The sequence below is a fragment of the Streptomyces sp. NPDC055632 genome (assembly GCF_053618675.1).
Window position 1 is genome coordinate 201421 of the sequence record NZ_JBSHHY010000008.1, and the last position, 24268, is coordinate 225688.

Annotated in this window: 24 protein-coding genes and 1 riboswitch; of the genes, 7 read left to right on the forward strand and 17 right to left on the reverse strand. The window is 72.2% G+C overall.

Annotation, left to right across the window (positions count from 1 at the left end; translation table 11 throughout):
- The first annotated feature begins 86 nt into the window (after positions 1-86).
- Positions 87-1364, forward strand: coding sequence for a PTS transporter subunit EIIC (locus tag ACWGSR_RS14245; protein WP_376231377.1), 1278 nt, complete (start codon positions 87-89; stop codon positions 1362-1364).
- Positions 1365-1428: 64 nt separating this feature from the next.
- Here ACWGSR_RS14245 and ACWGSR_RS14250 read toward each other — a convergent pair whose 3' ends face one another.
- Positions 1429-2181 carry an MBL fold metallo-hydrolase gene (locus tag ACWGSR_RS14250; protein WP_376231375.1) on the reverse strand — a complete coding sequence of 251 codons (753 nt, stop codon included), beginning with the start codon at positions 2179-2181 and terminating at the stop codon, positions 1429-1431.
- A 201-nt stretch (positions 2182-2382) separates the two neighbouring features.
- Between ACWGSR_RS14250 and ACWGSR_RS14255 the strand changes: the two genes are divergently transcribed.
- Positions 2383-2853 (forward strand): type II toxin-antitoxin system PemK/MazF family toxin, encoded by a 471-nt coding sequence (locus ACWGSR_RS14255; RefSeq protein WP_453566455.1) that lies wholly within the window; start codon positions 2383-2385, stop codon positions 2851-2853.
- Positions 2854-2878: 25 nt separating this feature from the next.
- On the opposite strand, the gene ACWGSR_RS14260 is transcribed toward ACWGSR_RS14255, so the two are convergent.
- The 10 genes from ACWGSR_RS14260 to clpS form a co-directional block, all read right to left on the reverse strand.
- Positions 2879-3829 (reverse strand): PLP-dependent cysteine synthase family protein, encoded by a 951-nt coding sequence (locus ACWGSR_RS14260; protein WP_376231372.1) that lies wholly within the window; start codon positions 3827-3829, stop codon positions 2879-2881.
- Position 3830: 1 nt separating this feature from the next.
- The gene (locus tag ACWGSR_RS14265) at positions 3831-4109 is read right to left on the reverse strand and encodes a MoaD/ThiS family protein (protein ID WP_383314570.1); all 279 of its coding nucleotides are present in this window, start codon (positions 4107-4109) and stop codon (positions 3831-3833) included.
- A 104-nt stretch (positions 4110-4213) separates the two neighbouring features.
- A complete protein-coding gene (locus ACWGSR_RS14270; protein ID WP_376231368.1) occupies positions 4214-4342 on the reverse strand; it encodes a putative leader peptide in 129 nt (42 codons plus the stop codon).
- A gap of 44 nt (positions 4343-4386) precedes the next feature.
- Complete coding sequence (locus ACWGSR_RS14275; RefSeq protein WP_376231367.1) at positions 4387-5172, reverse strand: ABC transporter ATP-binding protein; 786 nt, start codon at positions 5170-5172, stop codon at positions 4387-4389.
- 91 nt (positions 5173-5263) lie between these two features.
- A complete protein-coding gene (locus ACWGSR_RS14280; RefSeq protein WP_453566459.1) occupies positions 5264-6358 on the reverse strand; it encodes a FecCD family ABC transporter permease in 1095 nt (364 codons plus the stop codon).
- Positions 6355-7347: an ABC transporter substrate-binding protein gene (locus tag ACWGSR_RS14285; protein WP_453566461.1), complete on the reverse strand. Its 993-nt coding sequence runs from the start codon at positions 7345-7347 to the stop codon at positions 6355-6357. Before ACWGSR_RS14285 ends, ACWGSR_RS14280 begins: the two co-directional genes overlap by 4 nt.
- 42 nt (positions 7348-7389) lie before the next feature.
- Positions 7390-7504: riboswitch (cobalamin riboswitch) on the reverse strand.
- Between the two features lie 39 nt (positions 7505-7543).
- Positions 7544-7969: a Mov34/MPN/PAD-1 family protein gene (locus ACWGSR_RS14290; protein WP_376231362.1), complete on the reverse strand. Its 426-nt coding sequence runs from the start codon at positions 7967-7969 to the stop codon at positions 7544-7546.
- A gap of 89 nt (positions 7970-8058) precedes the next feature.
- On the reverse strand, positions 8059-9486 hold the full coding sequence (locus ACWGSR_RS14295) for an amino acid permease (protein WP_376231361.1): 1428 nt from the start codon (positions 9484-9486) through the stop codon (positions 8059-8061).
- A 329-nt stretch (positions 9487-9815) separates the two neighbouring features.
- Positions 9816-10403, reverse strand: coding sequence for a DUF2017 domain-containing protein (locus ACWGSR_RS14300; protein ID WP_376231360.1), 588 nt, complete (start codon positions 10401-10403; stop codon positions 9816-9818).
- Positions 10403-10708, reverse strand: coding sequence for an ATP-dependent Clp protease adapter ClpS (clpS, locus tag ACWGSR_RS14305; RefSeq protein ID WP_079131186.1), 306 nt, complete (start codon positions 10706-10708; stop codon positions 10403-10405). The genes ACWGSR_RS14300 and clpS overlap by 1 nt, the downstream gene beginning before the upstream one ends.
- A 123-nt stretch (positions 10709-10831) precedes the next feature.
- Here clpS and ACWGSR_RS14310 point away from each other — a divergent pair, with 123 nt between their 5' ends.
- Together ACWGSR_RS14310 and ACWGSR_RS14315 are read left to right on the forward strand one after the other, a co-directional pair.
- Positions 10832-12160, forward strand: a complete 1329-nt coding sequence (locus tag ACWGSR_RS14310; RefSeq protein WP_453566465.1) for a nicotinate phosphoribosyltransferase — start codon at positions 10832-10834, stop codon at positions 12158-12160.
- 169 nt (positions 12161-12329) lie between these two features.
- A complete protein-coding gene (locus tag ACWGSR_RS14315; protein ID WP_366375080.1) occupies positions 12330-12926 on the forward strand; it encodes an isochorismatase family protein in 597 nt (198 codons plus the stop codon).
- A gap of 37 nt (positions 12927-12963) precedes the next feature.
- Here ACWGSR_RS14315 and ACWGSR_RS14320 read toward each other — a convergent pair whose 3' ends face one another.
- Together ACWGSR_RS14320 and ACWGSR_RS14325 are read right to left on the reverse strand one after the other, a co-directional pair.
- Positions 12964-13317, reverse strand: coding sequence for a hypothetical protein (locus tag ACWGSR_RS14320; RefSeq protein ID WP_376231358.1), 354 nt, complete (start codon positions 13315-13317; stop codon positions 12964-12966).
- Positions 13318-13437: 120 nt separating this feature from the next.
- Positions 13438-15885 (reverse strand): immune inhibitor A domain-containing protein, encoded by a 2448-nt coding sequence (locus ACWGSR_RS14325; protein ID WP_453566468.1) that lies wholly within the window; start codon positions 15883-15885, stop codon positions 13438-13440.
- Between the two features lie 325 nt (positions 15886-16210).
- Here ACWGSR_RS14325 and ACWGSR_RS14330 point away from each other — a divergent pair, with 325 nt between their 5' ends.
- The gene (locus ACWGSR_RS14330; RefSeq protein ID WP_453566471.1) at positions 16211-16498 is read left to right on the forward strand and encodes a hypothetical protein; all 288 of its coding nucleotides are present in this window, start codon (positions 16211-16213) and stop codon (positions 16496-16498) included.
- A gap of 18 nt (positions 16499-16516) precedes the next feature.
- Here the strand turns inward: ACWGSR_RS14330 and ACWGSR_RS14335 are convergent, their stop codons facing one another.
- Positions 16517-17272: an RDD family protein gene (locus tag ACWGSR_RS14335; protein ID WP_376231353.1), complete on the reverse strand. Its 756-nt coding sequence runs from the start codon at positions 17270-17272 to the stop codon at positions 16517-16519.
- An 82-nt stretch (positions 17273-17354) separates the two neighbouring features.
- Positions 17355-18929: an RDD family protein gene (locus ACWGSR_RS14340; RefSeq protein ID WP_453566473.1), complete on the reverse strand. Its 1575-nt coding sequence runs from the start codon at positions 18927-18929 to the stop codon at positions 17355-17357.
- 344 nt (positions 18930-19273) lie between these two features.
- Between ACWGSR_RS14340 and ACWGSR_RS14345 the strand changes: the two genes are divergently transcribed.
- Entirely contained in the window at positions 19274-19765 is a 492-nt protein-coding gene (locus tag ACWGSR_RS14345; RefSeq protein ID WP_376231350.1) for an SsgA family sporulation/cell division regulator, read from the forward strand.
- 28 nt (positions 19766-19793) lie between these two features.
- Here the strand turns inward: ACWGSR_RS14345 and ACWGSR_RS14350 are convergent, their stop codons facing one another.
- Positions 19794-21197: an FAD-binding oxidoreductase gene (locus ACWGSR_RS14350; RefSeq protein WP_453566476.1), complete on the reverse strand. Its 1404-nt coding sequence runs from the start codon at positions 21195-21197 to the stop codon at positions 19794-19796.
- 98 nt (positions 21198-21295) lie between these two features.
- Here ACWGSR_RS14350 and ACWGSR_RS14355 point away from each other — a divergent pair, with 98 nt between their 5' ends.
- On the forward strand, positions 21296-22750 hold the full coding sequence (locus tag ACWGSR_RS14355) for a hypothetical protein (RefSeq protein WP_453566478.1): 1455 nt from the start codon (positions 21296-21298) through the stop codon (positions 22748-22750).
- A 282-nt stretch (positions 22751-23032) separates the two neighbouring features.
- On the opposite strand, the gene hppD is transcribed toward ACWGSR_RS14355, so the two are convergent.
- Positions 23033-24178, reverse strand: a complete 1146-nt coding sequence (gene hppD / locus ACWGSR_RS14360; RefSeq protein ID WP_453566481.1) for a 4-hydroxyphenylpyruvate dioxygenase — start codon at positions 24176-24178, stop codon at positions 23033-23035.
- Positions 24179-24268 lie beyond the last annotated feature (90 nt).

Genomic DNA, 24268 nt, shown 5'->3' on the forward strand with positions numbered 1-24268 from the left:
GCGGTCCAGACCACCGCGTTCCACGAGACGCCGCCGTCACCCCCTTTCACTGTCCTCTGGCGGCGCCTTGCCCACTGGAGGAAGTTGTGTCCACGGCTAGCGCCGCTCCCGCGGCCGAGAAGAAGAAGGGCGCCGGCGCGATGGCTGTCATGCAGCGCATCGGCCGCAGCCTCATGCTGCCGGTCGCCGTGCTGCCCGCCGCCGCGCTCCTGGTCCGGTTCGGCCAGGGAGACATGCTCGGCAGGGAGTCCCTCCCGGACTTCATCAACAAGCTCGCCGGTTACATGGCCGCCGGTGGCGGCGCCCTGCTGGACAACATGGCGCTGCTCTTCTGCGTCGGCATCGCCATCGGCTTCGCGAAGAAGTCGGACGGCTCGACCGCCCTGGCCGCGGTCACCGGCTACCTGGTCTTCCAGAAGGTCCTGGCGACCTTCACCGACAAGAACCTGCCGAAGGTCGCCGCCGTCGTCGACGGCAAGATCGTCATGAACGAGGCCCCCGTCAACGCCGGTGTCCTCGGCGGCGTGGTCATGGGCATAGTCGTCGCCCTGCTGTACCAGAAGTTCTACCGGACCAAGCTGCCCGACTGGGCCGGCTTCTTCGGCGGCCGCCGCCTGGTCCCGATCCTGTCGGCCTTCGCCGGCCTGGTCGTCGGCATCGTCTTCGGTCTGATCTGGCCGGTCCTCGGCACGGGTCTGCACAACCTCAGCGAGTGGCTCGTCGGCTCGGGCGCCGTCGGCGCGGGCATCTTCGGCGTCGCCAACCGCGCGCTGATCCCGATCGGCATGCACCACCTGCTCAACTCCTTCCCCTGGTTCCAGGCCGGCACGTACAACGACGGCGGCGTGGACTACCACGGCGACATCGCCCGCTTCCTGCACGGCGACCCGACCGCGGGCCAGTTCATGACCGGCTTCTTCCCGATCATGATGTTCGCCCTCCCGGCGGCCTGCCTCGCGATCACCCACTGCGCCCGTCCCGAGCGCCGCAAGGTCGTCGGCGGCATGATGTTCTCCCTCGCGGCCACCGCCTTCGTGACCGGTGTGACCGAGCCGATCGAGTTCACCTTCATGTTCATCGCGCCGATCCTGTACGCGATCCACGCGGTCCTCACCGGCGTCTCGATGGCGCTGACCTGGTCCCTCGGCATGAAGGACGGCTTCGGCTTCTCCGCCGGCGCGGTGGACTTCTTCCTGAACCTGGGCATCGCGTCCAACCCGTGGGGCCTGGCCCTGGTCGGCCTCTGCTTCGCGGCGGTCTACTACGTGGTCTTCCGCTTCGCGATCATCAAGTTCAACCTTCCGACGCCGGGCCGCGAGTCCGACGAGGAGCTCGCCGAGCTGCAGAAGGCCGAGGCGAAGTAAGCCGTACGGCACAGCGCAAGGCCCCGGAACCGTCCAGGTTCCGGGGCCTTCCCCGTGTCCGTGCTCAGACCTCGTACACCGCGCCCGATCTCGCCAGCTCCGACGGCCCCGCGTACACCTCGCGCGCGTCCGCCAGGTTCCGTTCGCCGTCCGTCCACGGCGGGATGTGGGTGAGGACGAGGCGGCCCACCCCGGCGCGGGCCGCCTGGGCGCCGGCCTCGCGGCCGTTGAGGTGGAGGTCCGGGATGTCCTCCTTGCCGTGGGTGAAGGAGGCCTCGCAGAGGAAGAGGTCGACGCCCTCGGCCAGCTCGTCCAGCGCCTCGCAGGTGCCGGTGTCCCCGGAGTACGCGAGCGAGCGGCCGCCGTGCTCGACCCGGATGCCGTACGCCTCGACCGGATGGCACACCTTCTCCGTGCGGACGGAGAACGGGCCGAGCTCGAAACCGCCCGACTTCAGCGTGTGGAAGTCGAAGACCTCGCCCATCGCGGTGGGCGACGGCGTGTCCGCGTACGCCGTGGTCAGCCGCTGCTCGGCGCCCTCCGGCGCGAAGACGGGGATCGCGTCGCAGCGCCCGCCCTCGTGCCGGTAGTACCGGGCGACGAAGTACCCGCACATGTCGATGCAGTGATCGGCGTGCAGATGGCTGAGGAAGATCGCGTCGAGGTCGTACAGACCGATGTGGCGCTGCAACTCGCCCAGGGCGCCGTTGCCCATGTCGAGGAGCAGCCGGAAGCCGTCGGCCTCGACGAGGTAGCTCGAACAGGCCGAGTCCGCGGACGGGAACGACCCGGAGCAACCGACGACGGTGAGCTTCATGGAGCGTGAACCTCCGTGGACGGGTGCGGGAATGCGCAGGGGAGGGGGAGGCTGTGCGGTCTGTCGAGCGTAAGGCGCACCGGGGCCCGTCGCTCCTTCGCGGTGGCCGGTTGTGGGCGAACTCACGGGCTCTGTCACCGGTTCGGATGGATGCCGCCCCGCCACGGCGGAGGGAGCCGCGCGCCGGTACCGTCGTGCGGTATGGACACGTCGTGGTGGCCCGTGATGGTCGGGGTCGTGGTGCTCGCGCTCGTGGTGGCGCTCGTCGACGGGTGGAAGCGGTCGCCGCGCCGCCCCTCCTCCCGCCGTCCCCCGGGGCGGACCCGGCCGCCGGCCCGGCCCGCGGAGCCGCGCGGGGGGCGGGGGCCGAAGGCCGGGGAGATCTGGTGGGCCGACGTGCCCTTCGAGGACGGGCCCGGCTCCAAGGACCGGCCCTGTCTGGTGCTCGCGGTGCGCGGGAGCGGCGCGCTCGTCGCCAAGATCACCAGTAGGCACCACGAGGAGCGGCCCGGGGTGATCGCGCTGCCGGCGGGGACGGTGGGCGACGCGCGGGGGCGGTCGAGCTTCCTGGAGACGGACGAGCTGCGGAACGTGCCGGTGACGGATTTCCGGCGGAGGGTGGGAGAGGTGGACCCGGCCCTGTGGGACCGGGTCCGTCATCTCGCGCGCTAGGGGGTGTCTCGCCGAAGGGCGAGGCTCAGGCCCAGAGCTGGCCCTGGACCGTCTCGATGGCCTCTTCCGTCGTCGCGGCCGTGTAGAGGCCGGTCGACAGGTACTTCCAGCCGCCGTCGGCGACGACGAAGGCGATGTCGGCGCTCTCCCCCGCCTTGACGGCCTTGTTGCCGACGCCGATGGCCGCGTGCAGGGCCGCGCCGGTGGAGACGCCTGCGAAGATGCCCTCCTGCTGGAGGAGTTCGCGGGTACGGGTGACCGCGTCGGCGGAGCCGACGGAGAAGCGGGTGGTGAGGACCGAGGCGTCGTACAGCTCCGGTACGAAGCCCTCGTCGAGGTTGCGCAGGCCGTAGACGAGGTCGTCGTAGCGCGGCTCGGCGGCCACGATCTTGACGTCGGGCTTGTGCTCGCGCAGGTAGCGGCCGACGCCCATCAGGGTGCCGGTGGTGCCGAGCCCGGCCACGAAGTGGGTGATCGAGGGCAGGTCGGCGAGGATCTCGGGGCCCGTACCGGCGTAGTGCGCACCGGCGTTGTCGGGGTTCCCGTACTGGTAGAGCATCACCCAGGACGGGTTCTCGGCGGCGAGCTCCTTGGCGACGCGCACCGCCGTGTTGGATCCGCCCGCCGCCGGGGAGGAGACGATCTCGGCTCCCCACATGGCGAGCAGCTGGCGCCGCTCCTCGCTGGTGTTCTCGGGCATGACGCAGACGATGCGGTAGCCCTTGAGCCTGGCGGCCATGGCGAGGGAGATGCCGGTGTTGCCGCTGGTCGGCTCCAGGATGGTGCAGCCGGGGGTGAGCCGGCCGTCCTTCTCCGCCTGCTCGATCATGTGGAGCGCGGGGCGGTCCTTGACCGAGCCGGTGGGGTTGCGGTCCTCCAGCTTCGCCCAGATCCGGACGGAGTCCGAGGGCGAGAGCCGGGGGAGGCGGACCAGCGGCGTGTTGCCGACCGCCGCCAGCGGGGAGTCGTAGCGCATGTCAGACCATGCCGCCGGCCACGGCCGGGAGGATCGTGACGCTGTCGCCGTCGGAGAGCTTGGTCTCGATGCCGTCGAGGAAGCGCACGTCCTCGTCGTTCAGGTAGACGTTGACGAAGCGGCGGAGCTTGTCGCCGTCGACGATGCGGGCCTCGATCCCGGTGTGGCGGGTCTCCAGGTCGGCGAACAGCTCGGCGAGGGTCCCACCGTTGCCCTCGACGGCCTTGGCGCCGTCGGTGTAGGTGCGGAGGATGGTCGGGATGCGGACCTCGATGGCCATGGCGTGGGCTCCTGTCGGAAGTGGCGTGATGGGCGCGCGCTGCGGGGGCCCCGCGCGGAGGGGATCGTACGGTGAGGGAGGCTCGGCCGGTCGCCGCCGGGCGCTCAGAGCGCGGCGCGGGCCGCTGTTCCGCTCGTACAGATCGCGCTGGCGAGGCGGCCCAGGTCGACGTGCAGGCGGGCCACGAGCATGACGGTGCTCGGAGTCTCTTCGCTCACGTCGTGGGAAACCATGGGCTCATCGTATCGATTCCCGGTCCGGGTTCCGGAATGTGATCTCACATGGTGGATGCTTCCTGACCGCCTGCCGGACCGTGCAGGTAGACGACGGTCGGAGTGCCGGTCCTGGGGTGCGGGAGGACCTCCGCGTCCACGCCGTAGACGGCGTCGAGGAGGGCCGGGGTGAGGACCTCGGCGGGGGTGCCGCCGGTGACGACCCGGCCCCGTTCCAGGACGTAGATCCGGTCGCAGTACGCCCCCGCCAGGTTGAGGTCGTGCAGGGCGAGCAGGTTGGTGGTGCCCAGGGTGCGGACGAGGGCGAGGACGTCGAGCTGGTGGCGGATGTCCAGGTGGTTGGTGGGCTCGTCGAGGACGAGCAGGGCCGGATCCTGGACGAGGGCGCGGGCGACCAGGGCGCGCTGGCGCTCGCCGCCGGAGAGGGTGGGGTACGGGCGGTCGGCGAAGCCGGTGAGGCCGACGCGGGCGAGGGCGGCGTCGGCGTGCTCGCGGTCGGGGGCGGTGTCGCCCTCCCAGAAGCGCTTGTGCGGGGAGCGGCCGAGGGCGACCAGTTCGCGGACGGTGAGCTCGAAGTCGGTGCCGGTGTCCTGGGGGACGGTGGCGACGCGGCGGGCGCGGGCCTTGGGGCCGAGGGCGCGCAGGTCGTCGCCGTCGAGGAGGGCGCGTCCGGCGGTGGGGGCGAGGGTGCCGTAGACGCAGCGCAGGAGGGTGGTCTTGCCGCTGCCGTTGGGGCCGATGAGGCCGACGGTCTCGCCGGGGCGGACGGTGAGGTCGACGGAGCGGAGGCGGTCCTCGTACGAGAGGCCCTCCAGGCGCAGTTCGGTCACGAGGGGTCCTCCGGGCGGGGCGGGAGCCCTTCCGGGCGCGGTTCGGTCACGAGGGGTCCTCCGGGCGGGAGCCCTTCCGGGCGCGGTTCGGTCACAGGAGCGCTCCTTCGGGGCGGCGGCGCATCAGCCAGAGGAAGAAGGGGCCGCCGACGAGGGCGGTGAGGACGCCGACGGGGAGGTCCTGGGGCGCGATGAGGGTCCGGGCGCCGAGGTCGGCGAGGACCAGGGCGAGGGCGCCGCCGAGCGCGGCGACGGGCAGGAGGCGGCGGTGCGGGGCGCCGACGGCGAGCCGGGCGGCGTGCGGGGCCATGAGGCCGATGAAGCCGACGGCGCCGCTCGCGGAGACCATGACGGCGGTGACGAGGGAGACGAGGACGAAGACGGCGGCGCGGAAGCGGGCGGTGTCGAGGCCGAGGACGGTGGCGTCCTCCTCGCCGACGAGGAGCAGGTCGAGCGGGCGGGCGAGGGCGAGCAGGACGCCGAGGCCGAGGACCAGGACGGCGGCGGGCAGGACGAGGACGTCCCAGCGGGCGCTGCCGAGGCCGCCGAGGGACCAGTACAGCGCCTCGCGGAAGTGCTCGGGGCGGCCGGCGGCGGCCAGGATCAGGGTGGTGAGGGCGGAGAGGATGTAGGAGACGGCGACGCCGGCGAGGACGAGCCGGGGGCCGGTCATGGTGCCGCCGCGCCGGGCGAGTCCGTAGACGAGGACGAGGGAGACCAGGGCGCCGGCGAAGGCCCCGGCGGGCAGGGCGAGGGTGGTGGTGATCCCGCCGCCGATGCCGATGACGAGGACGAGGACGGCTCCGGCGGAGGCGCCGGAGGAGATCCCGAGGAGGAAGGGGTCGGCGAGCCGGTTGCGGACGAGGGCCTGGAGGACGGCGCCGACGACGGCGAGTCCGGCGCCGACGACGACGCCGAGCAGGAGCCGGGGCAGCCGTACGTCGAGGACGATCGTCCGGTACGGGGAGGGCCCGGCCCGGCCGGTCAGGGCGTCGATCACCTGACCGGGCGGGACGCGGACGGAGCCGAGGGCGAGGGAGGCGAGGCAGGCGGCGGCCAGGGCGAGCAGGAGCCCGGCGACGACGGCCGGGCAGGACAGTCGGCCGGCCGGGGGCCGGGAGCGCGGGACCCGCGCCGGAACGGTCTGCTTCTCCGTGGTGCCGGGGGCGCGGGTCCCGGTGCTCATCGGGCGGCGGCCGGGTGGAGCTGGGCGGCCAGCTTGTCGACGGCGTCGGGGACGCGGACGCCGAGGACCGCGTCGGAGAGGGGCATCACGGCGAACCGGCGGTTCTTGATCGCGGGGACGTCCTTGAGGGCGGGGTCGTCGAGGAGCCGCTTCTTCTTCTGCTCGACGGTGGTGGAGCCGTAGTCGTAGATGACGACGACCTCGGGCTTGCGGGCGACGACCTCCTCCCAGGCGGCGTCGCCGAAGGCCTTGTCGAGGTCGGAGAAGACGTTGCGGCCGCCGGAGCGGGTGATCAGCTCGTTGCCGATGCCCTTGCCGCCGACGGTGAAGGCGGTCTTGTCGCCGCTGTCGTAGACGAAGACGGGGACGGGCGGGACGTCCTTGAGGCGCTTCTCGTTGGCGGCGACGGTGGCGCGGGCCCCGGCGATCCACTTCTCGGCGCGGTCGGGGACGCCGAAGGTGCGGCCGACCTCGGTCACCTCCTGGTAGAGGTCGTCCACGGAGGTCCTGCCGGAGGGGCAGTACTCGCCGTTGAGGCGGGTGGATATGCCCGCCTTCTTCAGGTCGTCGCGGCTGCGGCCGTCCTTGGCGTCGAAGGCGGAGGAGTAACCGCCGTAGACGAAGTCGGGGTTCGCGGCGAGCAGGGCCTCCTTGGAGGGGTACTCCTTCGCGAGGACGGGGACGGAGTCGTACGCCTTCTTGTAGGCGGGCAGGACCGCGTCGTCGAGGTAGGCGGTGCCGACGAGGGACTTCTCCAGGCCGAGGGCGATCATGATCTCGGTGACGTGCTGGTTCATGGTGACCACGCGCTTCGGCGGGGCCTGGAAGGTGCTCTTCACACCGCAGTTGGTGACGGTGTACGGGAATCCGGGGGCGGCCTTCGCGGGCTTGTCCGCGGCGGTGCCGGAGTCGGCCGAGCAGGCGGCGAGGAGCGGGACCAGGACGGCCGCGGAGAGGGCGGCGGGCAGCAGGGGGCGGCGCCAGGACATGACGGGGCGTTCCTCCTCCGGGGATTTCCACGTCCCCGATCGGTGGCGAGCGGACGGCAGGTCAGTTCCTGGCTTCCGCCCCGGAGGGGGCGGTCACAGTGGCGGGACCGTGCCGGATTCGCACCGGCTTCCTGGGTCCTGCCGTCCGTTGGTTTCGCGTCAGTGTCTCATTGGCGCCGGGCCGGTCGTCCGGGTGTCAGACGTAGCTCTCGACGACCTTCACGTCCTCCTCGGTCACCACGCCCTCGACGATGCTGAAGGAGCGGAACTGGAAGGGTCCGGCGCCGTCGGTGTCGGCGGTGGAGACGAGGACGTAGTGGGCGTGCGGCTCGTTGGCGTACGTGATGTCCGTGCGGGACGGGTAGGCCTCGGTCGCGGTGTGCGAGTGGTAGACGATCACGGGGTCCTCGTCCCGGTCGTCCAGCTCGCGGTAGAGCTTGAGCAGGTCCGCGGAGTCGAACTCGTAGAAGGTGGGCGAGCGGGCCGCGTTGAGCATGGGGACGAAGCGCTCGGGGCGGCCGGTGCCGGCCGGGCCCGCGACCACGCCGCAGGCCTCGTCCGGGTGGTCCGCGCGGGCGTGTTCCACGATCTGGTCGTACAGGGCCCGGGTGATGGTCAGCATGGCGACAGGATAAGCAGAGGGGCCCTTCCGTACCGAGGAGTGGTACGGAAGGGCCCGCATGCTGGGACGGGTGCGGTCTTCGTCCGGGATCAGGAGCGCTTGGCGAAGGCCGCGCCCTCGGGGTTGCGGGACTTCAGGACCAGGTAGGAGACGCCCAGGATCAGGCCCCAGACCGGCGCGCAGTAGAGGGAGACGCGGGCGCCCTCGTCGATGCCCATCATCACGATGACCATGCCGATGAAGAGGAGCGCGAACCAGCTGGTGTACGGGGCTCCCGGGGCCTTGAAGGTGGACTCGGGCAGCTCGCCGCGGTTCGCCTTGGCCCGGTAGCGGATCTGGCAGACCAGGATCATGATCCAGGCCCACATGCCGGAGATGGTGGCGAAGGAGACGACGTACTCGAAGGCCTTGCCGGGGGCGACGTAGTTGATCCAGACGCCGACGAGCATCAGCGAGGCCGAGAAGGTCAGGCCGAGCAGCGGGGTGCCGTTCTTGGTGAGCTTCGTGAAGACCTTCGGGCCCTGGCCGTTGAGCGCGAGGTCGCGCAGCATGCGGCCGGTGGAGTACATGCCCGAGTTGCAGGAGGACAGGGCCGCGGTCAGCACCACGAAGTTGACGATGGCGGCGCCGACGCCGAGGCCCATCTTCTCGAAGGCGGCGACGAACGGGGAGACGCCCGGCTGGAACTCGGTCCACGGGACGACCGACAGGATCATGATCAGGGCGCCGACGTAGAAGACGGCGATGCGCCACGGCACGGTGTTGATGGCCTTGGGCAGGACGGTCTTCGGGTCCTTGGACTCGCCGGCGGTGACGCCGACCAGCTCGACGGCGAGGAAGGCGAACATCACGATCTGGAGCGTCATCAGCGTGCTGCCGACGCCGTTCGGGAAGAAGCCGCCCTGGTTCCACAGGTGGGCGACGGTCGCGGTGTCACCGGCGTCGGAGAAGCCCACGGTGAGGATGCCGACGCAGATCAGGATCATGCCGATGATCGCGGTGACCTTGACCATGGAGAACCAGAACTCCAGCTCGCCGAAGAGCTTCACGGAGATCAGGTTGGCGCCGTAGAGGACGAAGGTGAACACCAGGGCGGAGATCCACTGCGGGATGTCCCACCAGTACGTCATGTAGGTGGCCGCGGCGGTGACCTCGGTGATGCCGGTGACGACCCAGAAGAGCCAGTACGTCCAGCCGGTCACGAAGCCCCAGAACGGGCCGAGGAACTCGCGTGCGTACTCCGCGAAGGAGCCGGACACGGGGCGGTACATGAGGAGCTCGCCCAGGGCGCGCATGATGAAGAAGATGACCAGGCCCGCGATCGCGTAGGCCAGGATGAGGCTGGGTCCGGCCTTGTGGATGGCCTTGCCCGCGCCGAGGAAGAGTCCGGTGCCGATGGCACCGCCGATCGCGATCATCTGGATCTGCCGGGCGCCGAGGCCACGCTGGTAGCCCTCGCCGCCGCCCACGGCCCCGTCGGTGCCGTCGTGCTGCTTGTCGACCTGCACAGAGGTCATGGTGGTGCGCCTTTCTCCATGCTGATCCGCGCGACTGCGAGTGCGTCTGCCGCGGACCAGATCCTGATCCCCCCGGATGTGGATGGAGTGCCACCGGCGGTCAGCCGGCCCGAGCGCCCTCGGGAACAGGGGTGGCGTCCCCGAGCGGTCGTGAAGATTTATCACGGGGTGGGCGGTGATCGAGGGAGTTGTGCGTGGCGCGGGTCACATAAAAATACGGACGCACCGGACTCAAGAGGGCCAAGCGGACGCTCGCATAACGCATTCGTTATCCGGATTTGAGCGTCCGCTGAGCGAACAGTCGGTGTCACGGTGCTTTCGGGCAGCCCTCAGGAGGACAGCAGGGTCTCCACCAGGGACTCCTGGAGGGCCCCCAGCCAGAGGTACGCCATCACCATCGGCTTGCGCGGGTCGGAGTCCGGCAGCCGGTAGAGCCGCTCGCTCTCCTCGTCGTCGGAGACGTCCAGGCGGGTCCCGATGGTCAGCCGGAGGTCGTTGAGCGTGCCGAGCCAGGCCCGGGACTCGTCCGGGGAGAGCTTGAGGACCGCGCCGCCCTCCCCCGCCGCCTCGGTGGCGAGGGAGTCCAGGGCGCGCACCACCACGAGGGCGTCCTGGCGCTTGCGGGCCCGCAGGTCGTTCTCGGTGTAGCGGCGGAAGTCGGAGGCCGCCGCCCGCAGCTCCTCGGTGTCGTCCCCGTACGCGTCGGGGAAGAGGCGCCGCAGGGCCGGGTCGGACGGGGGCTCGCTGGGGCCCTCGGCGAAGAGCGCGGCCAGCGGGTCCGCGTCGGCGGCGGGCTCGTCGCCCGGCCCGATCAGCTCCATGAGCTGCACGGAGAGGGAGCGCAGGATGGAGATCTCGACGTCGTCGAGGGCGACGGCCGCGCCGCCGCCGGCCAGGGCCTCGAAGCGGCCGGCCATCAGCCGCGGTCCTGGGTGAGGGTCGCCCAGAGGCCGTAGCCGTGCATCGCCTGCACGTCCCGTTCCATCTCCTCGCGGGTGCCGCTGGAGACCACCGCGCGACCCTTGTGGTGCACGTCGAGCATCAGCTTGTGCGCCTTGTCCTTGGAGTAACCGAAGTACGACTGGAAGACGTAGGTCACATAGCTCATCAGGTTCACCGGGTCGTTGTGCACGAGGGTCACCCAGGGCACATCCGGTTCGACGACCGCGGAGACCTCCTCGGCCGGTTCCGTACGTTCGATCTCGATAGGCGCGACGCTCACTCACCCCATGCTGCCACCCCCGGGGGCCCATCGCACAAACGGGCCGGGGCGCCGACACGCCCCCGGAGAGCCCGTCGCCCTAGAAATCGTCAGAGTGACGATTTCTGCGCTAGCATCGCCGGCATGAACGCTGCGGACCTTGGGCTGCCGGTGGACGTGCCGTCGACCGCGCTCTTCACCGACCAGTACGAACTGACCATGCTCCGGGCGGCCCTCGCGGCCGGCACCGCCGACCGGCGCTCCGTCTTCGAGGTCTTCACCCGGAGGCTGCCCGAGGGGCGGCGCTACGGCGTCCTCGCGGGGGTCGGACGGGTCCTGGACGCCGTCGAGAACTTCCGCTTCGACCCGGCCGTCCTGGAGTTCCTGCGCGAGCGCTCCATCGTCGACGGGCCGACCCTGGAGTGGCTGTCCCGCTACCGCTTCTCCGGCGACGTCTGGGGCTACCCCGAGGGCGAGGTGTACTTCCCCGGCTCCCCCGTCCTGCGGGTCGAGGGCTCCTTCGCGGAGTGCGTGCTCCTGGAGACCGTGATCCTCTCGATCCTCAACCACGACTCGGCCATCGCGGCCGCCGCCTCCCGCATGTCGGCGGTGGCCGGCGGGCGGGGCCTGATCGAGATGGGCGCCCGGCGCACCCACGAGCTGGCGGCCGTCGCCGCCTCCCGCGCCGCCTACGTCGGCGGCTTCGACTCCACGTCGGACCTGGCGGCCGGCTTCCGCTACGGCATCCCGACCGTCGGCACCTCCGCCCACGCCTTCACCCTGCTCCACGACAGCGAGAAGGACGCCTTCCGGGCCCAGGTCGAGACCCTGGGACGCGGCACGACCCTGCTGGTCGACACCTATGACGTGGCCGAGGCCGTCCGGACCGCCGTCGAGGTGGCCGGGCCGGAGCTCGGGGCCGTCCGGATCGACTCCGGCGACCTGCTGCTCGTCGCCCACCGGGTGCGGGCGCAGCTCGACGAGCTGGGCGCCCGGGACACCCGGATCGTGGTCACCTCGGACCTGGACGAGTACGCCATCGCCTCGCTGGCGGCGGCCCCGGTCGACGCGTACGGGGTGGGCACGCAACTGGTCACCGGCAGCGGCCACCCGACCTGCTCCATGGTCTACAAGCTGGTCGCGCGGGCCGCCTCGGCCGACCCGAAGGCGCCGCTCGTGCCGGTGGCCAAGAAGTCCCTGGGCGGCAAGGCCTCGGTCGGCGGGCGCAAGTGGGCGGCCCGCAGGACCGATGCGGCCGGCGTCGCCGAGGCGGAGGTCGTGGGCACCGGGCCCGTCCCGGCGGACCTCGCCGACCGGCAGCTCCTGGTTCGACTGGTCGAGAACGGGCAGGTGGTGGGTCGCGAGCCGCTGGAGGCCGCCAGGGACCGGCACATCGCGGCCCGTGCCGGGCTGCCGATGTCGGCGGTCCAGCTCTCGCGCGGCGAGCCGGTGCTGCCGACCGAGTACGCCTGAGGCGTGCGCCGGCCGGGCCGTACGGCCGACCCGCGGTACGCCCGCGCGGGACGACACGCCTGCGCAGGACGGCGTAGCCGCCGTAGTGGCCCGGGGCGCCCCCTCCCGAAGGGGAGGGGAAGTCTCTAGGCTCGAACCCACCCCCTCCGACGCCCGAAGGACACCCGCCATGCACCGCGCATTGATCGTTGTGGACGTTCAGAACGACTTCTGCGAGGGCGGCAGCCTCGCGGTGAGGGGCGGGGCGGACGTCGCCGCCGCCATCACCGACCTGGTCGGCCAGACGGCGGGCACCTCCTACCGGCACGTCGTCGCCACCCGCGACCACCACGTGGACCCGGGGGCGCACTTCGCCGCGCCCGGCGAGGAGCCGGACTACGTCACCTCCTGGCCCGTGCACTGCGTGGCGGGCACGGAGGGCGTCGGCTTCCACCCCAACTTCGCGCCCGCCGTCGCCAGCGGGGCGATCGACGCCGTCTTCGACAAGGGCGCGTACGACGCCGCGTACAGCGGGTTCGAAGGGCGGGACGAGAACGGTCTGACGCTCGCGCAGTGGCTGCGCGAGCGGGACGTCGCCGAGGTCGACGTGGTGGGCATCGCCACCGACCACTGCGTCCGGGCGACCGCCCTGGACGCGGCCCGGGAGGGCTTCCGGACCCATGTGCTGCTCGACCTGACGGCCGGCGTGGCGGAGGCGACGACGGGACGGGCCCTGGAGGAGCTGCGGGCGGCGGGCGTGGAGCTGACCGGCAAGCCGGTGGTCTGAGACGCCCCCCGGGCGGCGCGGCTCCGGGAGGGGCCTGCTACGCGGCGCGGCCCCGGGGCACGATCGCCGCGGGCGCCTCCCGCACCGCCGGCTCCCTGGGCAGGGAGCGGGCCGGGTGCCAGAGCTCCTGGGCGGCGCCCGGGGTGGACCTCCACAGCAGGCCGTCGGGGTGGTGCAGGACGGCGGTGACCTCGTCCGGCGTGGGCGGCTCGGTGTTCCCCCGGAGGTAGACCGCGCGCAGCCCCAGGTTCCGCAGCCGGGTCAGGGCGCGGGCCCGGTTCGCCGCGTGGACCAGGAAGCGGACCGTGGCGCCGTCGCCGGCCGGGCTGGGCAGCCCTATGGCCACGACCACGCTGCCTCCCGGCAGCTTGCAGAACCCTCCGTTGGGCATGCGGAACCACTCCCCCGTGGTCGGTGTCAATAAGAAAAGCGTCAGACGCACCTAAACACGATCGGCCGCCGCCCGCTAGAGGGCGACGGCCGATCATGCTTTGACCTGCGGTTTTACCGATTACTTCGTGGACGGACCCACGCGGACCGTGATCGTCTCGCCGTTCCTCGGCTCCTTGACGACCTCGATCTTGGTGTTGGTGTCAGTTACCTGGACACCGGCGCGCTGGGTCTCCTTGTACCAGTAGGTGCCCTTCCGGTCGTCGAAGACCGGGTTGCCCTTGAGCGACGGCACGAAGGTCGCGACGTCCGCCTTGTGGAGCTGGAGGGCGTCGGTCCGGTAGGTGCCGAAGGTGGAGTCGTACGCCTGGACGCGGTTGCGCATCAGGGTGCCGTCCTTCCACTTCAGCGGGGACGGGTGGGCGTCGACCGGAAGGATCAGACCCTGGCCCGGGTGGACCGCGGTGTTGTTGTCCTTCTGGGAGAGGTCCCACTTCCAGATGAGCAGACCGTTCTGGTACGGGTAGTGCTCGACCCAGGTCGACTTCTCGCCGGTGAACCCGAAGTTGTACGGGCCGACCTTCAGGGTCTCGTCGTACGAGACGTACTGGCGGTTCTCGGCGATGTAGTACTGCTCGTACGCCTTGGTGAAGCCCTTGCCGACGCGGGAGAAGCCCTTGGCGGCCCAGCCGTTGTCACCGTTCTCGACGTTGTCGGAGAAGACGGCGGCACCGTCGGCGGTCACGGTGACGGCGTCGGCCGTGAAGCCCTTGCCGCCCGCGCCGCCGTCCGTCTGGTAGCGGAAGCGGAGGTCGAACTTCTTGCCCGCGTGGGCGGACAGGTCGTAGACCAGCTTCTTGTGGGCGCCGGAGACGTCGGTCAGCGCCGGGGCGCCGCTGGCGTCGCGCGGGATCTGCTTGCCGTCGGCGGTGCCGTCCAGGGCGGTCCAGTTGGAGCCGCCGTCGGTCGAGACCTCGGCGTACAGGTAGTCGTAGTCGAGCTCGATGTCGTACCAGCCCTGGAGCTCCAGGGAGGCGGACTTCTTGCCGGTGAGGTCGACCGAGCGGGTCAGGGTGTTCTTGAGGTCGTCACCCATGCCGCTCCACCACTGCGTGTTGCCCTCGGCGGGCGCGACGATCTCGGTGGTGACCTGCTTCTTCGGCAGCTCGACGACGAGCGCCTGCGGGTTCTTGGTGTTGTACTCGGCGACGCCCAGCTTGTGGGTGGAGTTCCACTTGCGGGCCTGGTCGGCGACCTTGGTGTAGTTCAGCCAGCCGAGCTGGAGCTTGTCCCAGGCGTTCATGTCGCCGGGCAGGTCGCCGATGGCGTCCTTGCCGCGGCCGAGCCAGGAGCCGGAGGACATGAGCGACCAGAAGCCGGTCGAGTTCTCGGCGCCGGGCAGGCCGGAGGTGTCGTACAGGTCCGGCAGGCCGAGGTCGTGGCCGTACTCGTGCGCGAAGACGCCGAGGCCGCCGTTCTCCGGCTGCATCGTGTAGTCGCCGACCCAGATGCCGGAGTCGCCGATCTGCGTGCCGCCGGCCTTGTTGTTCGCCGGGCCGGTCTTGCCCGCGTTGGTGCCGTAGGCGTACCAGCGGTGGGCCCACAGGGCGTCGCCGCCCTGGGCGCCGCCGCCCGCCGACTCGTCCTCGCCCGCGTGGACGATCTGGAAGTGGTCGATGTAGCCGTCGGCCTCGTTGAAGTTGCCGTCGCCGTCGAAGTCGTACCGGTCCCACTGGTCGTACTGCGCCAGGTCGGCCTTGATCTGGGCGTCGGTGCGCCCCTTGGCCTTCTGGTCGGCGGTCCACGCGGTGACACCGTCGCGGACGGCGTCCCAGACGTTGGCGCAGTTGCTGTTGCCGCAGTAGTTCGAGCCGTAACGGGCCTCGTTGTACTCGACCTTGACCCAGTCGGAGACGCCGCCCTCGACCGAGTAACGGCCGGACGAGGTCTTCTCGTAATAGGTCTTCAGCGACTGCTTGGGCTGTCCCTTGGCGTCCTTGCCGGTGCCGAAGTACAGGTCCTGGAAGTGCGCCTGGTTGTAGTCCTTCTGCCAGGCCGTGGAGTTGTCGTTCTTGCGGTTCGGCTTGGCTATCCGGTTGTGCAGCGGGCCGGGCGTGCCGCCGAACTTCGGCTTCGGCTCGGTCGTGTCGTCGTCGGCGCGGTCGACGAGGGTGGTGTTGTCCACCTTGTCGCCGAACTCGACGAGGATCGTGAAGATCTTGTCGGTCTTCTCGCGGCCCAGCTCGACGTACTTCTTGCTGTCGAGCTTGACGACCTGGGAACCACCGCGGCGCTCGACCTTCTTCTTGCCGCTCAGCACCTGCTCCAGGGCGGCCTTGCGCTGCTGCTCCTGCTGCTCGCTGAAGGGGCCCTCGAGGTCGTGGTCGACCGCCGTCTTGTCGATGCCCGCGCCGGGCGCGCCGGGCGCCGGGTCGTGGCGGACGTCGGCCGGCGTCACGTTGCCGCCGTTGCCGGCCCATGCGGTGCTGAACGTCGAGGCGGTGGCGGCGGTGGCCGCGAGCGCCACGACGACTGCGGACGTTCTGATCGCCCGTCGTCTGTTGGTCACTTGATGTAGTCCTCCCCGGCGCCCGCGCTCACGGACCGAAGGTGGGGTGTCCGCCCGGCGGGTCGCGCGTCACAAGTGACGACATTCGACCGGAGTGAGGCAAGAAAAGACAGATCTTGACTTGCACATACCAACTGCACTATGCAGGAGCCGATTTCCGATAATCGAACACCCGGCGGGCGCACCGTGAAGGATTCTTGACGATCCCATGACCCTGTGCGCCCCCCGTGCACCGAGATCGGGCGGGGTCGCGCTTACCCCTCGTTCCCCCCGGGCATCCACCGTCGTAGAGTCGCACCGATGTCTTGAGGGGCGGGTACTCGTCATGCAGCGTCCGAACGCCGCACAGCTCACCTGTGGTTCGGCCACCGTCGTCCTCGCGACCGTCGCCCTGCTGCTGCTCTCCGGCACGACGGCGGTCCCCGGCATCGCCGCGGCCTGTGCCGCCGGCCTGCTGCTCGGCGTCCTCGTGGCGGTGACGATGCCGGGACGGACGGGGTCCGTCAAGACCTCCGCACCGGTTCGGTCCGCCGACGGGGTTCCCGGGAACGAGGAGATCCGGGTGCCGGCCGCGCGCGTGGGCGGGAGGGCCGGGACCCGGATCGGTTCGTGACGTCCGTGGCGTGAGGTCCTACTGCGGGACGGAGACCACCACCGTCTTCGCCGCCTTGTCGTGCAGACCCTGCTTGTACGGCTTGTCCACCAGGATCAGGATCAGCAGGAGCAGCGGCCACAGGCAGGCGCAGCAGATCAGCGCGGGCAGCCACAGCACGACGGCGCGCAGCAGCGACTGGCTCATCGGGGGCGTCGAGCCGTCGTTGAGCATCGCGACCCGCAGCTTCATCAGCTTCTTGCCGAGGGTCTGGCCTTTCCTGGCCGTCAGGACCGTGTCGTAGGCGACGTACGCGACGATCGTGATGAGCTGGAAGACGAGCTGGCCCCCGCCGTCGAAGCTGGTGACCGCGTCGCCGAAGTCGTCGTCTGACGACACCCGGTCGTAGACCTTGAACGGGATGCCGATGATCGCGAGCGGCACCGCGACGATGATCCAGTCGATGATCCGGGCGAGGATGCGCCGTCCGGAGTCGGCGAGCGGCGGCATGCCGGCGAGCGGATCGGTCCCGCCGTAACCACCGCCGTAGCCGCTTCCGTACGGGGGCGGGGGCGCGTTGTCGTACGGGGAGCCGCCTCCGCCGCCGTACGGGGAGCCGTACGGGTTCCCGGACTGCGGGTCGCCCGGAGGCGGGCCTCCCGGCGGCGGGCCACCGGGGGGCGGGCCGCCGGGGGGCGGCGGCTGGCCGCCGGCGGACGGCGGGGGCTCCTGGGGCCTCTTGCTGAACGGGTCCTCGTCGGGCGGCGGACCGGGCGGCGGCTGGTCGGTGCTCATGGGGGCAGTGCATCCCGGGCGGGACGCCCCCGCAAGGAATCACCGCCCGTTCGGGGGACCCTGCGCCGCCCGGCCCGCCGGCTCAGCGCGCCACGAAGGTGCGGGCGGCCTTGTCGTGCCAGCACTGGCGCCAGGGGCGGTCGAAGACGCACCACAGGACGTTGAGGACGCCGACGGCCAGGAGGCCCAGGACGCCGTACACGAGCCAGCGCTTCAGGGCCCCGCCGAACGTCGGCGGCTCGTGCGCCTCGATGTCCCGCACCTGGATCCCGCAGAGCTTCTTGCCGAGGGTGCGGCCCCACTTGGCGGTCGGCAGCACCTCGTACAGGAGCCCGACGACGACGAGCGCGGCGAGGGCGATGCCGAACTGGACGGAGGTCGTCGAGTCCACCAGCCAGACCTGGACGGTGGTTCCGGACTGCCGGGCCGCCTCGATCTTGCCCTCGATGTGGTCGAGCGCGGCGGTCAGGAAGGGGAAGGCGGCCGCGCCCACGAGGGCGCCCGTGACGAGGGAGTCGACCAGCCGGGCGACCAGGCGCCGGCCGAGCCCGGCGGGGCGCGCGGAGGCCTGCGCGCGGGCCGCCTGGAGGAACGGGTCCTCGACCGGCGGCTTCCAGGGGAGGACCGGCTGCTGCTGTTCCTGGGGCTGCGGGGTCCGGGGCTGTGACGCCTGGGGCTGGGGTTGTGACGCCTGGGGCTGGGGCTGGGGTTGTGCCTGCGGTTGTGCCTGCGGCTGGGGTTGTGCCTGCGGCTGGGCCCAGGAGGGGGCGGGGGCCGGGGCCGCGGGCTCCGGGGCCGGCCGGGGCGCGGGGGCCGGGGTGGGGATCGGGGTGACCGGCATGCCGCCGAGGCGCGCGGCTCCTCCGGTCGGGCGGGGGTCGGCCGGCCGCGCGGGGGCGGGTGCCGGGGACTGTGCCTGGGCCGAGGGCTTCGCCTGGGCCGGGGCCTGGGGTTGTGCCTGGGCCGGGGCCTGGGGTTGTGCCTGGGCCGGGGCCTGGGGTTGTGCCTGGGCCGGGGCCTGGGGTTGTGCCTGGGCCGGGGCCTGCGCCTCGGCCTCTTCGCCCGCGACCGGCCACTCCGCCGGGGTGCGCGGGTCGGCGGTCCGGGGCGCGCCCCAGGAGACCTTCTGGTCGCGGTCGCCGCCGAAACCGGTCTGCCGGGAGGTGTCCGCCTGCCAGGCCGAGGCGGGCTCCGCCGGGGCCGGCTCCTCGTCGAGGAAGACGGGCCCGGTCTCCTCCACGGTCGGTACGGGGGCGGGCTTCCTGGCGGCGGGGGCGGGCGCCGGGGACGCGGCCCGGGGCTGCGCGGCCACGGGCTCCTGGACGGGTGCCTGGGCCTGGGCGGGCACCTGGGCCCGGGGCTGTTCCTGGGCGGGGGACGGCGGGGCCGGGGACCGGGGCTGCTCCTGGGCCTGGGGCTGTGCCTGGGCCGGTACGGACGCGGCGGGACGCTCGGGCGCGGCGGCCGGAGTGGGGGCGGGCGCGGGGGCCGGGATCGGGCCGGCCGGGGCCGCCGCGGCGTCGTCCGAGGGGGCGGGCCGGCTCGTGCCGGGGACCCACGCGCCCCCGTTCCAGTACCGGATGTACCCGGGAATGGACGGGTCCGGGTAGTACCCCGCCTGCGGTACCTCTCCGCCGCCTCCAGGAGGAGTAGCCACTGCCCCGACTCCGTTCAGTCACAACGCCTTTGATCCGCACGGCAGCGCGCCGGGCGTGCCGCGCCCAGGGATGACAGTAACGAAGAACCTCGCCGAGGGAAGAAAGAGCCGACGAGAAAGGCCGCCTTCGGGCGACACGCCCCGGAATCGATCACTCCCCGTGATGTTCGGGCCGATGCATCCGGTTCGCTCGTCCCGAGGAGCATGCCCGGGACGCCTGCGGGCACACGGGCCGGAAAAAACTTCCTGGAAAAAACTTCCCGAAGTCGCGTAATGAGTCGGGGGCACCCCGCTCTCTCCTGGTGAAGGCCCGCCCGGGGCCCTCCGCGAGAAGGAGTACGACCATGCAGAACACGGACGACACCACCGTCGAGCGCGAGCTGGAACTGAAGCTGGTGCTCTCCCCCGAGCGTGCCGTGCCGGTGCCCGCCCGGCTCGCCTACCGGACCGACGACCCGTACGCCGTCCACATCACCTTCCACGTCGGCACGGACCACCCGGTGAACTGGACCTTCGCGCGCGAACTGCTCGTCGAGGGCGTCTTCCGGGCCTGCGGCCACGGGGACGTCCGCATCTGGCCCACCAAGGTCGACGGCCGCGGCGTCGTCCTGATGGCGCTCTCCTCCCCGGACGGCGACGCCCTCCTCGAAGCCCCGTCCGCGCAGGTGTCCGCCTGGCTGGAGCGGACCCTGCGCGCCGTGCCGCCGGGCACCGAGTCGGAGCGGCTCGGCATCGACGACGGGCTCGCCGAGCTGCTCGCGGCCACCGTGGCCGCCGACGACCTGTGGCTGCGCGACCCGTGGCCGTCGGACGAGTCGCAGGACGGCGAGCACTGATCCCGTGCGCAGGCCCTTCCGGGGAGGCTCAGAAGAGCTTTCCGGGGTTGAGGAGCCCGAGGGGGTCGAAGGTCGCCTTGATCCCGCGCTGGAGCTCCAGGCCGACCGGCCCCAGCTCGCGCGCCAGCCACTCCTTCTTGAGGACGCCGACGCCGTGCTCGCCGGTGATCGTGCCGCCGAGGGCGAGCCCGAGCGCCATGATCTCGTCGAAGGACTCGCGCGCCCGCCGCGACTCGTCCTCGTCGGTGTGGTCGAAGCAGACGACGGGGTGGGTGTTGCCGTCGCCCGCGTGCGCGCAGACGCCGATGGTCAGGCCGTACTTCTCCGCTACGGCCGCCGTGCCGTCGAGCATCTCGGCGAGCCGGGTGCGGGGCACGCACACGTCGTCGATCATCGTGGCCGACTTGATGGTCTCCAGGGCGGTGAGGGAGAGCCGGCGGGCCTGGAGGAGGAGTTCGGACTCGGCGGCGTCGGCGGCCGGGACGACCTCGGTGGCGCCCGCCGCCGCGCACAGCTCGCCGACGGCGGCCAGGTCGGCGGCCGGGTCGGGGGTGTCGAAGGCGCACAGGAGGAGCGCCTCGGTGGTGTCGGGCAGCCCCATGCGCGCCGTCCTGTTGACGGCCCGGACCGTCGTGCCGTCCATCAGTTCGAGGAGCGAGGGGGTGTGGCCGCGCTCCATGATCGCGCAGACGGCGGCGCAGGCAGCGGCGGCGGAGGGGAACTCGGCGGCGAGCGCGAGCTGTGCCGGGGGCTGCGGCTTGAGGGCCAGGACCGCCTTCACGACGATGCCGAGGCTGCCCTCGGAGCCGACGAAGAGGCGGGTCAGGTCGTATCCGGCGACGCCCTTGGCGGTGCGGCGGCCGGTGGTCAGGAGCCGTCCGTCGGCGAGGACGACGTCGAGGCCGAGGACGTACTCGGCGGTGACCCCGTACTTGACGCAGCACAGGCCGCCGGAGGCGGTGCCGATGTTGCCGCCGATGGTGCACGTCTCCCAGCTGGACGGGTCCGGCGGGTAGTACAGGCCCCGTTCGGCGACGGCCCGGGACAGGACGGCGTTGACCACGCCCGGTTCGACGACGGCGATCCGGTCGACCGCGTCGATCTCCAGGATGCGGTCCATCCTGACCAGGGAGAGCACGATGCAGTCGTCGGAGGCGTTGGCGCCGCCGGACAGGCCGGTGCGGGCGCCCTGCGGGACGACGGGGACGCGGAGTTCGGTCGCGGTCCGCATGACGTGCTGCACCTGTTCCACGGTGCGCGGGAGCACGACGGCCGCGGGGGTGCCGGCCGTGCAGAAGCTCGCCATGTCGTGGGCGTAGGAGGCCGTCACGTCGGGGTCGGTGAGCAGGGCCTCGGCGGGCAGTCCGGTGAGCAGGCGCGCGTGGAGCCGTGACCGGAGGTCGTCCTTCTGCGGCGTCTGGAGATCGTCCATGCGTCCAGCGTGGCACCCGGGGCCATCGGTGTGAACCCGCCGGAGCGGGCGCTTCGTGTGCTCTTCGTACGGGCGGGGCCGGGCGCACAGTGAGTGCCGTGAAGAGCCAGAACGTGTCGAGGACGGTCCTCGCCGCCGGTGTGGGCGCGGTGCTCGCGGCGACGGCGCTGCTGTACGCCCCGGAGTTCCTCGGCCGGGGGACGCCGCCCCCGCCGGGACCGGCGGAGCGGGCGGTGATCGCGGCCCACGCGGGCGCGCAGGCGGCGCTCCCGGACCTGGCCGCGCTGATCGCGGACCGGGAGAAGTGGCTGTGGGCGCACCCGGACGACGGGGCGTCCTGGGCGGAGCTCGGCGCGGCGTACACGGAGCGCGGGACGCGGCTCGGGGACGTACGGGACTATCCGCGGGCCGAGGAGGCGCTGCGGCGTTCCCTGGCCGAACGGCCCGCCGCGCGCGGCAACACGGCCGCGCAGCTCGGCCTGGGGGCCCTCGCGGGGGCGCGGGGCGACTGGCGGGCCGCCAGGGAGTGGGGCGAGCGGGTGCGGAAGGCGGAGCCGGGGCGCTGGCCGGCGTACCCGGTCCTGATCGACGCGTACAACGGCCTCGGGGACTACGGGGCGGCGCGCGGGGCGATGGAGAAGCTGGAGAAGCTGCACGCGGGCGCGGCGGTGCGCGCGCGGGCCTCCCAGACGTTCCGCGACCGGGGCTGGCGCGAGGACGCGGACGCGGCGGCCCTGGACGCGGCGGCGCTCGCGGAGGCGGACGCGGAGAAGGCGGCGGCCCTCGGGCGGCTCGGGGACCTGGCGTGGGAGCGGGGCGAGCCGGAGGAGGCCCTGGAGCGGCACGGGGCGGCGCTGCGGCTCGTACGGGACCACGGGCCCTCGCTCGCGGGCCGGGCGCGGGCGCTCGCGGCCCTGGGGCGCACGGAGGAGGCCGTACGGGACTGGCGGGCGGCCCTGGCCCGGCTGCCGCTGCCGGAGTACGTCCTGGAGGCGGGCGAGCTGTACGAGTCGCTGGGCCTGGAGGGGGACGCGCGGACCCTGTACGAGCGGCTGCGGACGGGCACCTGGGCACGGGCGGAGGTGCCCCTGGGACTGCTCGACGCGGACCACGGCGATCCGGCGGCGGCGGTGGTCCGGCTGCGGGCGGAGTGGGCGCGCGGGCACCGCTCGGTGGGGACGGCGGACGCGCTGGGCTGGGCGCTGTTCCGGTCGGGGCGGGCGGCGGAGGCGCTGGAGTACGCGAAGCGGGCCACGGAGGAAGGGCTGCGGAGCGCGCTCTTCTCGTACCACCGGGGCGAGATCGAGCGGGCGTTGGAGCTCCGGGGCCCGGCCCGGCGCCATCTGGCGGAGGCCCTGCGGATCAACCCGGCCTTCTCGCCCCTGCACGCCCCGAGGGCGGCGGCGGCGCTCGCGGCGGTCGGGGAGCCGCCGGACGAACTGCCGGAGGGGGTGGTAGGGCCGGAAGGGGTACGGCCGGAGGGGCCTTCGGGTACGGAGGGGCCTTCGGGTACGGAGAAGACGGCGGCTCCGGGGGCCGACACGCGCGCGTAGGCGCGGTGCGGGAGGGCGGGGTCGGTGCCGTGCGGCACGGGCCGGTGCGTGGAAGGCGTGGGGAGCCGGGCACGCGCGCGTGGGGTCAGGTGCGCGCGCGTGCCCGGCCGTCCTCGAAGGGTGGCGTCCCGGGCGAGCCCCGTGTCCCGCCGGAACGCCGGGGCCGTGCGCCGGGGCCGGTGGGTGGCCGGGCCCGGGCCGGCCCGGTCGGTGGCGCGGCGAGGGGGTCCGGGGTGCTGCCCCGGACCCCCTCGCGCGCGTGGGCGGCTCCCAGAGGTTCCTCTAGAGGTTGCCGCGCTTCTCCTGCTCGCGCTCGATCGCCTCGAAGAGGGCCTTGAAGTTGCCCTTGCCGAAGCCCATCGAGCCGTGGCGCTCGATCATCTCGAAGAAGACGGTCGGGCGGTCCTGGACCGGCTTGGTGAAGATCTGGAGCAGGTAGCCGTCCTCGTCGCGGTCGACGAGGATCTTCAGCTCGCGCAGGGTCTCGACCGGCACCCGGGTCTCGCCGGCCCACTCGCCGAGGGTGTCGTAGTACGAGTCGGGGGTGTCGAGGAAGGCGACACCGGCGGCCCGCATCGCGCGCACGGTGGCGACGATGTCGTTGGTGGCGAGCGCGATGTGCTGGACGCCGGCGCCGCCGTAGAACTCCAGGTACTCGTCGATCTGCGACTTCTTCTTCGCGATCGCGGGCTCGTTGATCGGGAACTTCACCTTGAGGGTGCCGTCCGCGACGACCTTCGACATGAGCGCCGAGTACTCGGTCGCGATGTCGTCGCCCACGAACTCCTTCATGTTCGTGAAGCCCATGACCTTGTTGTAGAAGCCGACCCAGTCGTTCATCTTGCCGAACTCGACGTTGCCGACGCAGTGGTCGATGGCCTGGAAGGTGCGCTTGGCCGGGGGCTCGACGATCGGGTTCGCGGAGACGAAGCCCGGCAGGTACGGGCCGCTGTAGCCGGAGCGCTCGACCAGGGTGTGGCGGGTCTTGCCGTAGGTGGCGATGGCGGCGAGGACGACGGTGCCGTGCTCGTCCTTCACCTCGTGCGGCTCGGTGACGCCGGTGGCGCCGTGCTCGACGGCGTACGCGTAGGCGGCGCGGGCGTCCGGGACCTCGATCGCCAGGTCGACGACGCCGTCGCCGTGCTCGGCGACGTGCTCGGCGAGGAAGCGGCCCCGGTCGGTGGAGGCCTTGATGACGGAGGTGAACACGAAGCGCGCGGCGCCGTTGGTGAGGACGTAGCTCGCCGTCTCGCGGCTGCCGTTCTCCGGTCCGGAGTAGGCGACCAGCTTCATGCCGAAGGCGGTGGAGTAGTAGTGGGCGGCCTGCTTGGCGTTGCCGACGGCGAAGACGACCGCGTCCATTCCCTTCACGGGGAAGGGGTCGGCCTGCCGCGCCGTGGAGGGGGTGTGGTGGATGGTCTCAGTCATGGCAGCAATGTCCCGCCGTTCGGCAAGGTGCGCAAGAGTTCGCTGACTCCCTGGTCAATCTGTACAGCGGCACGCCAGGATGGTCGGGCG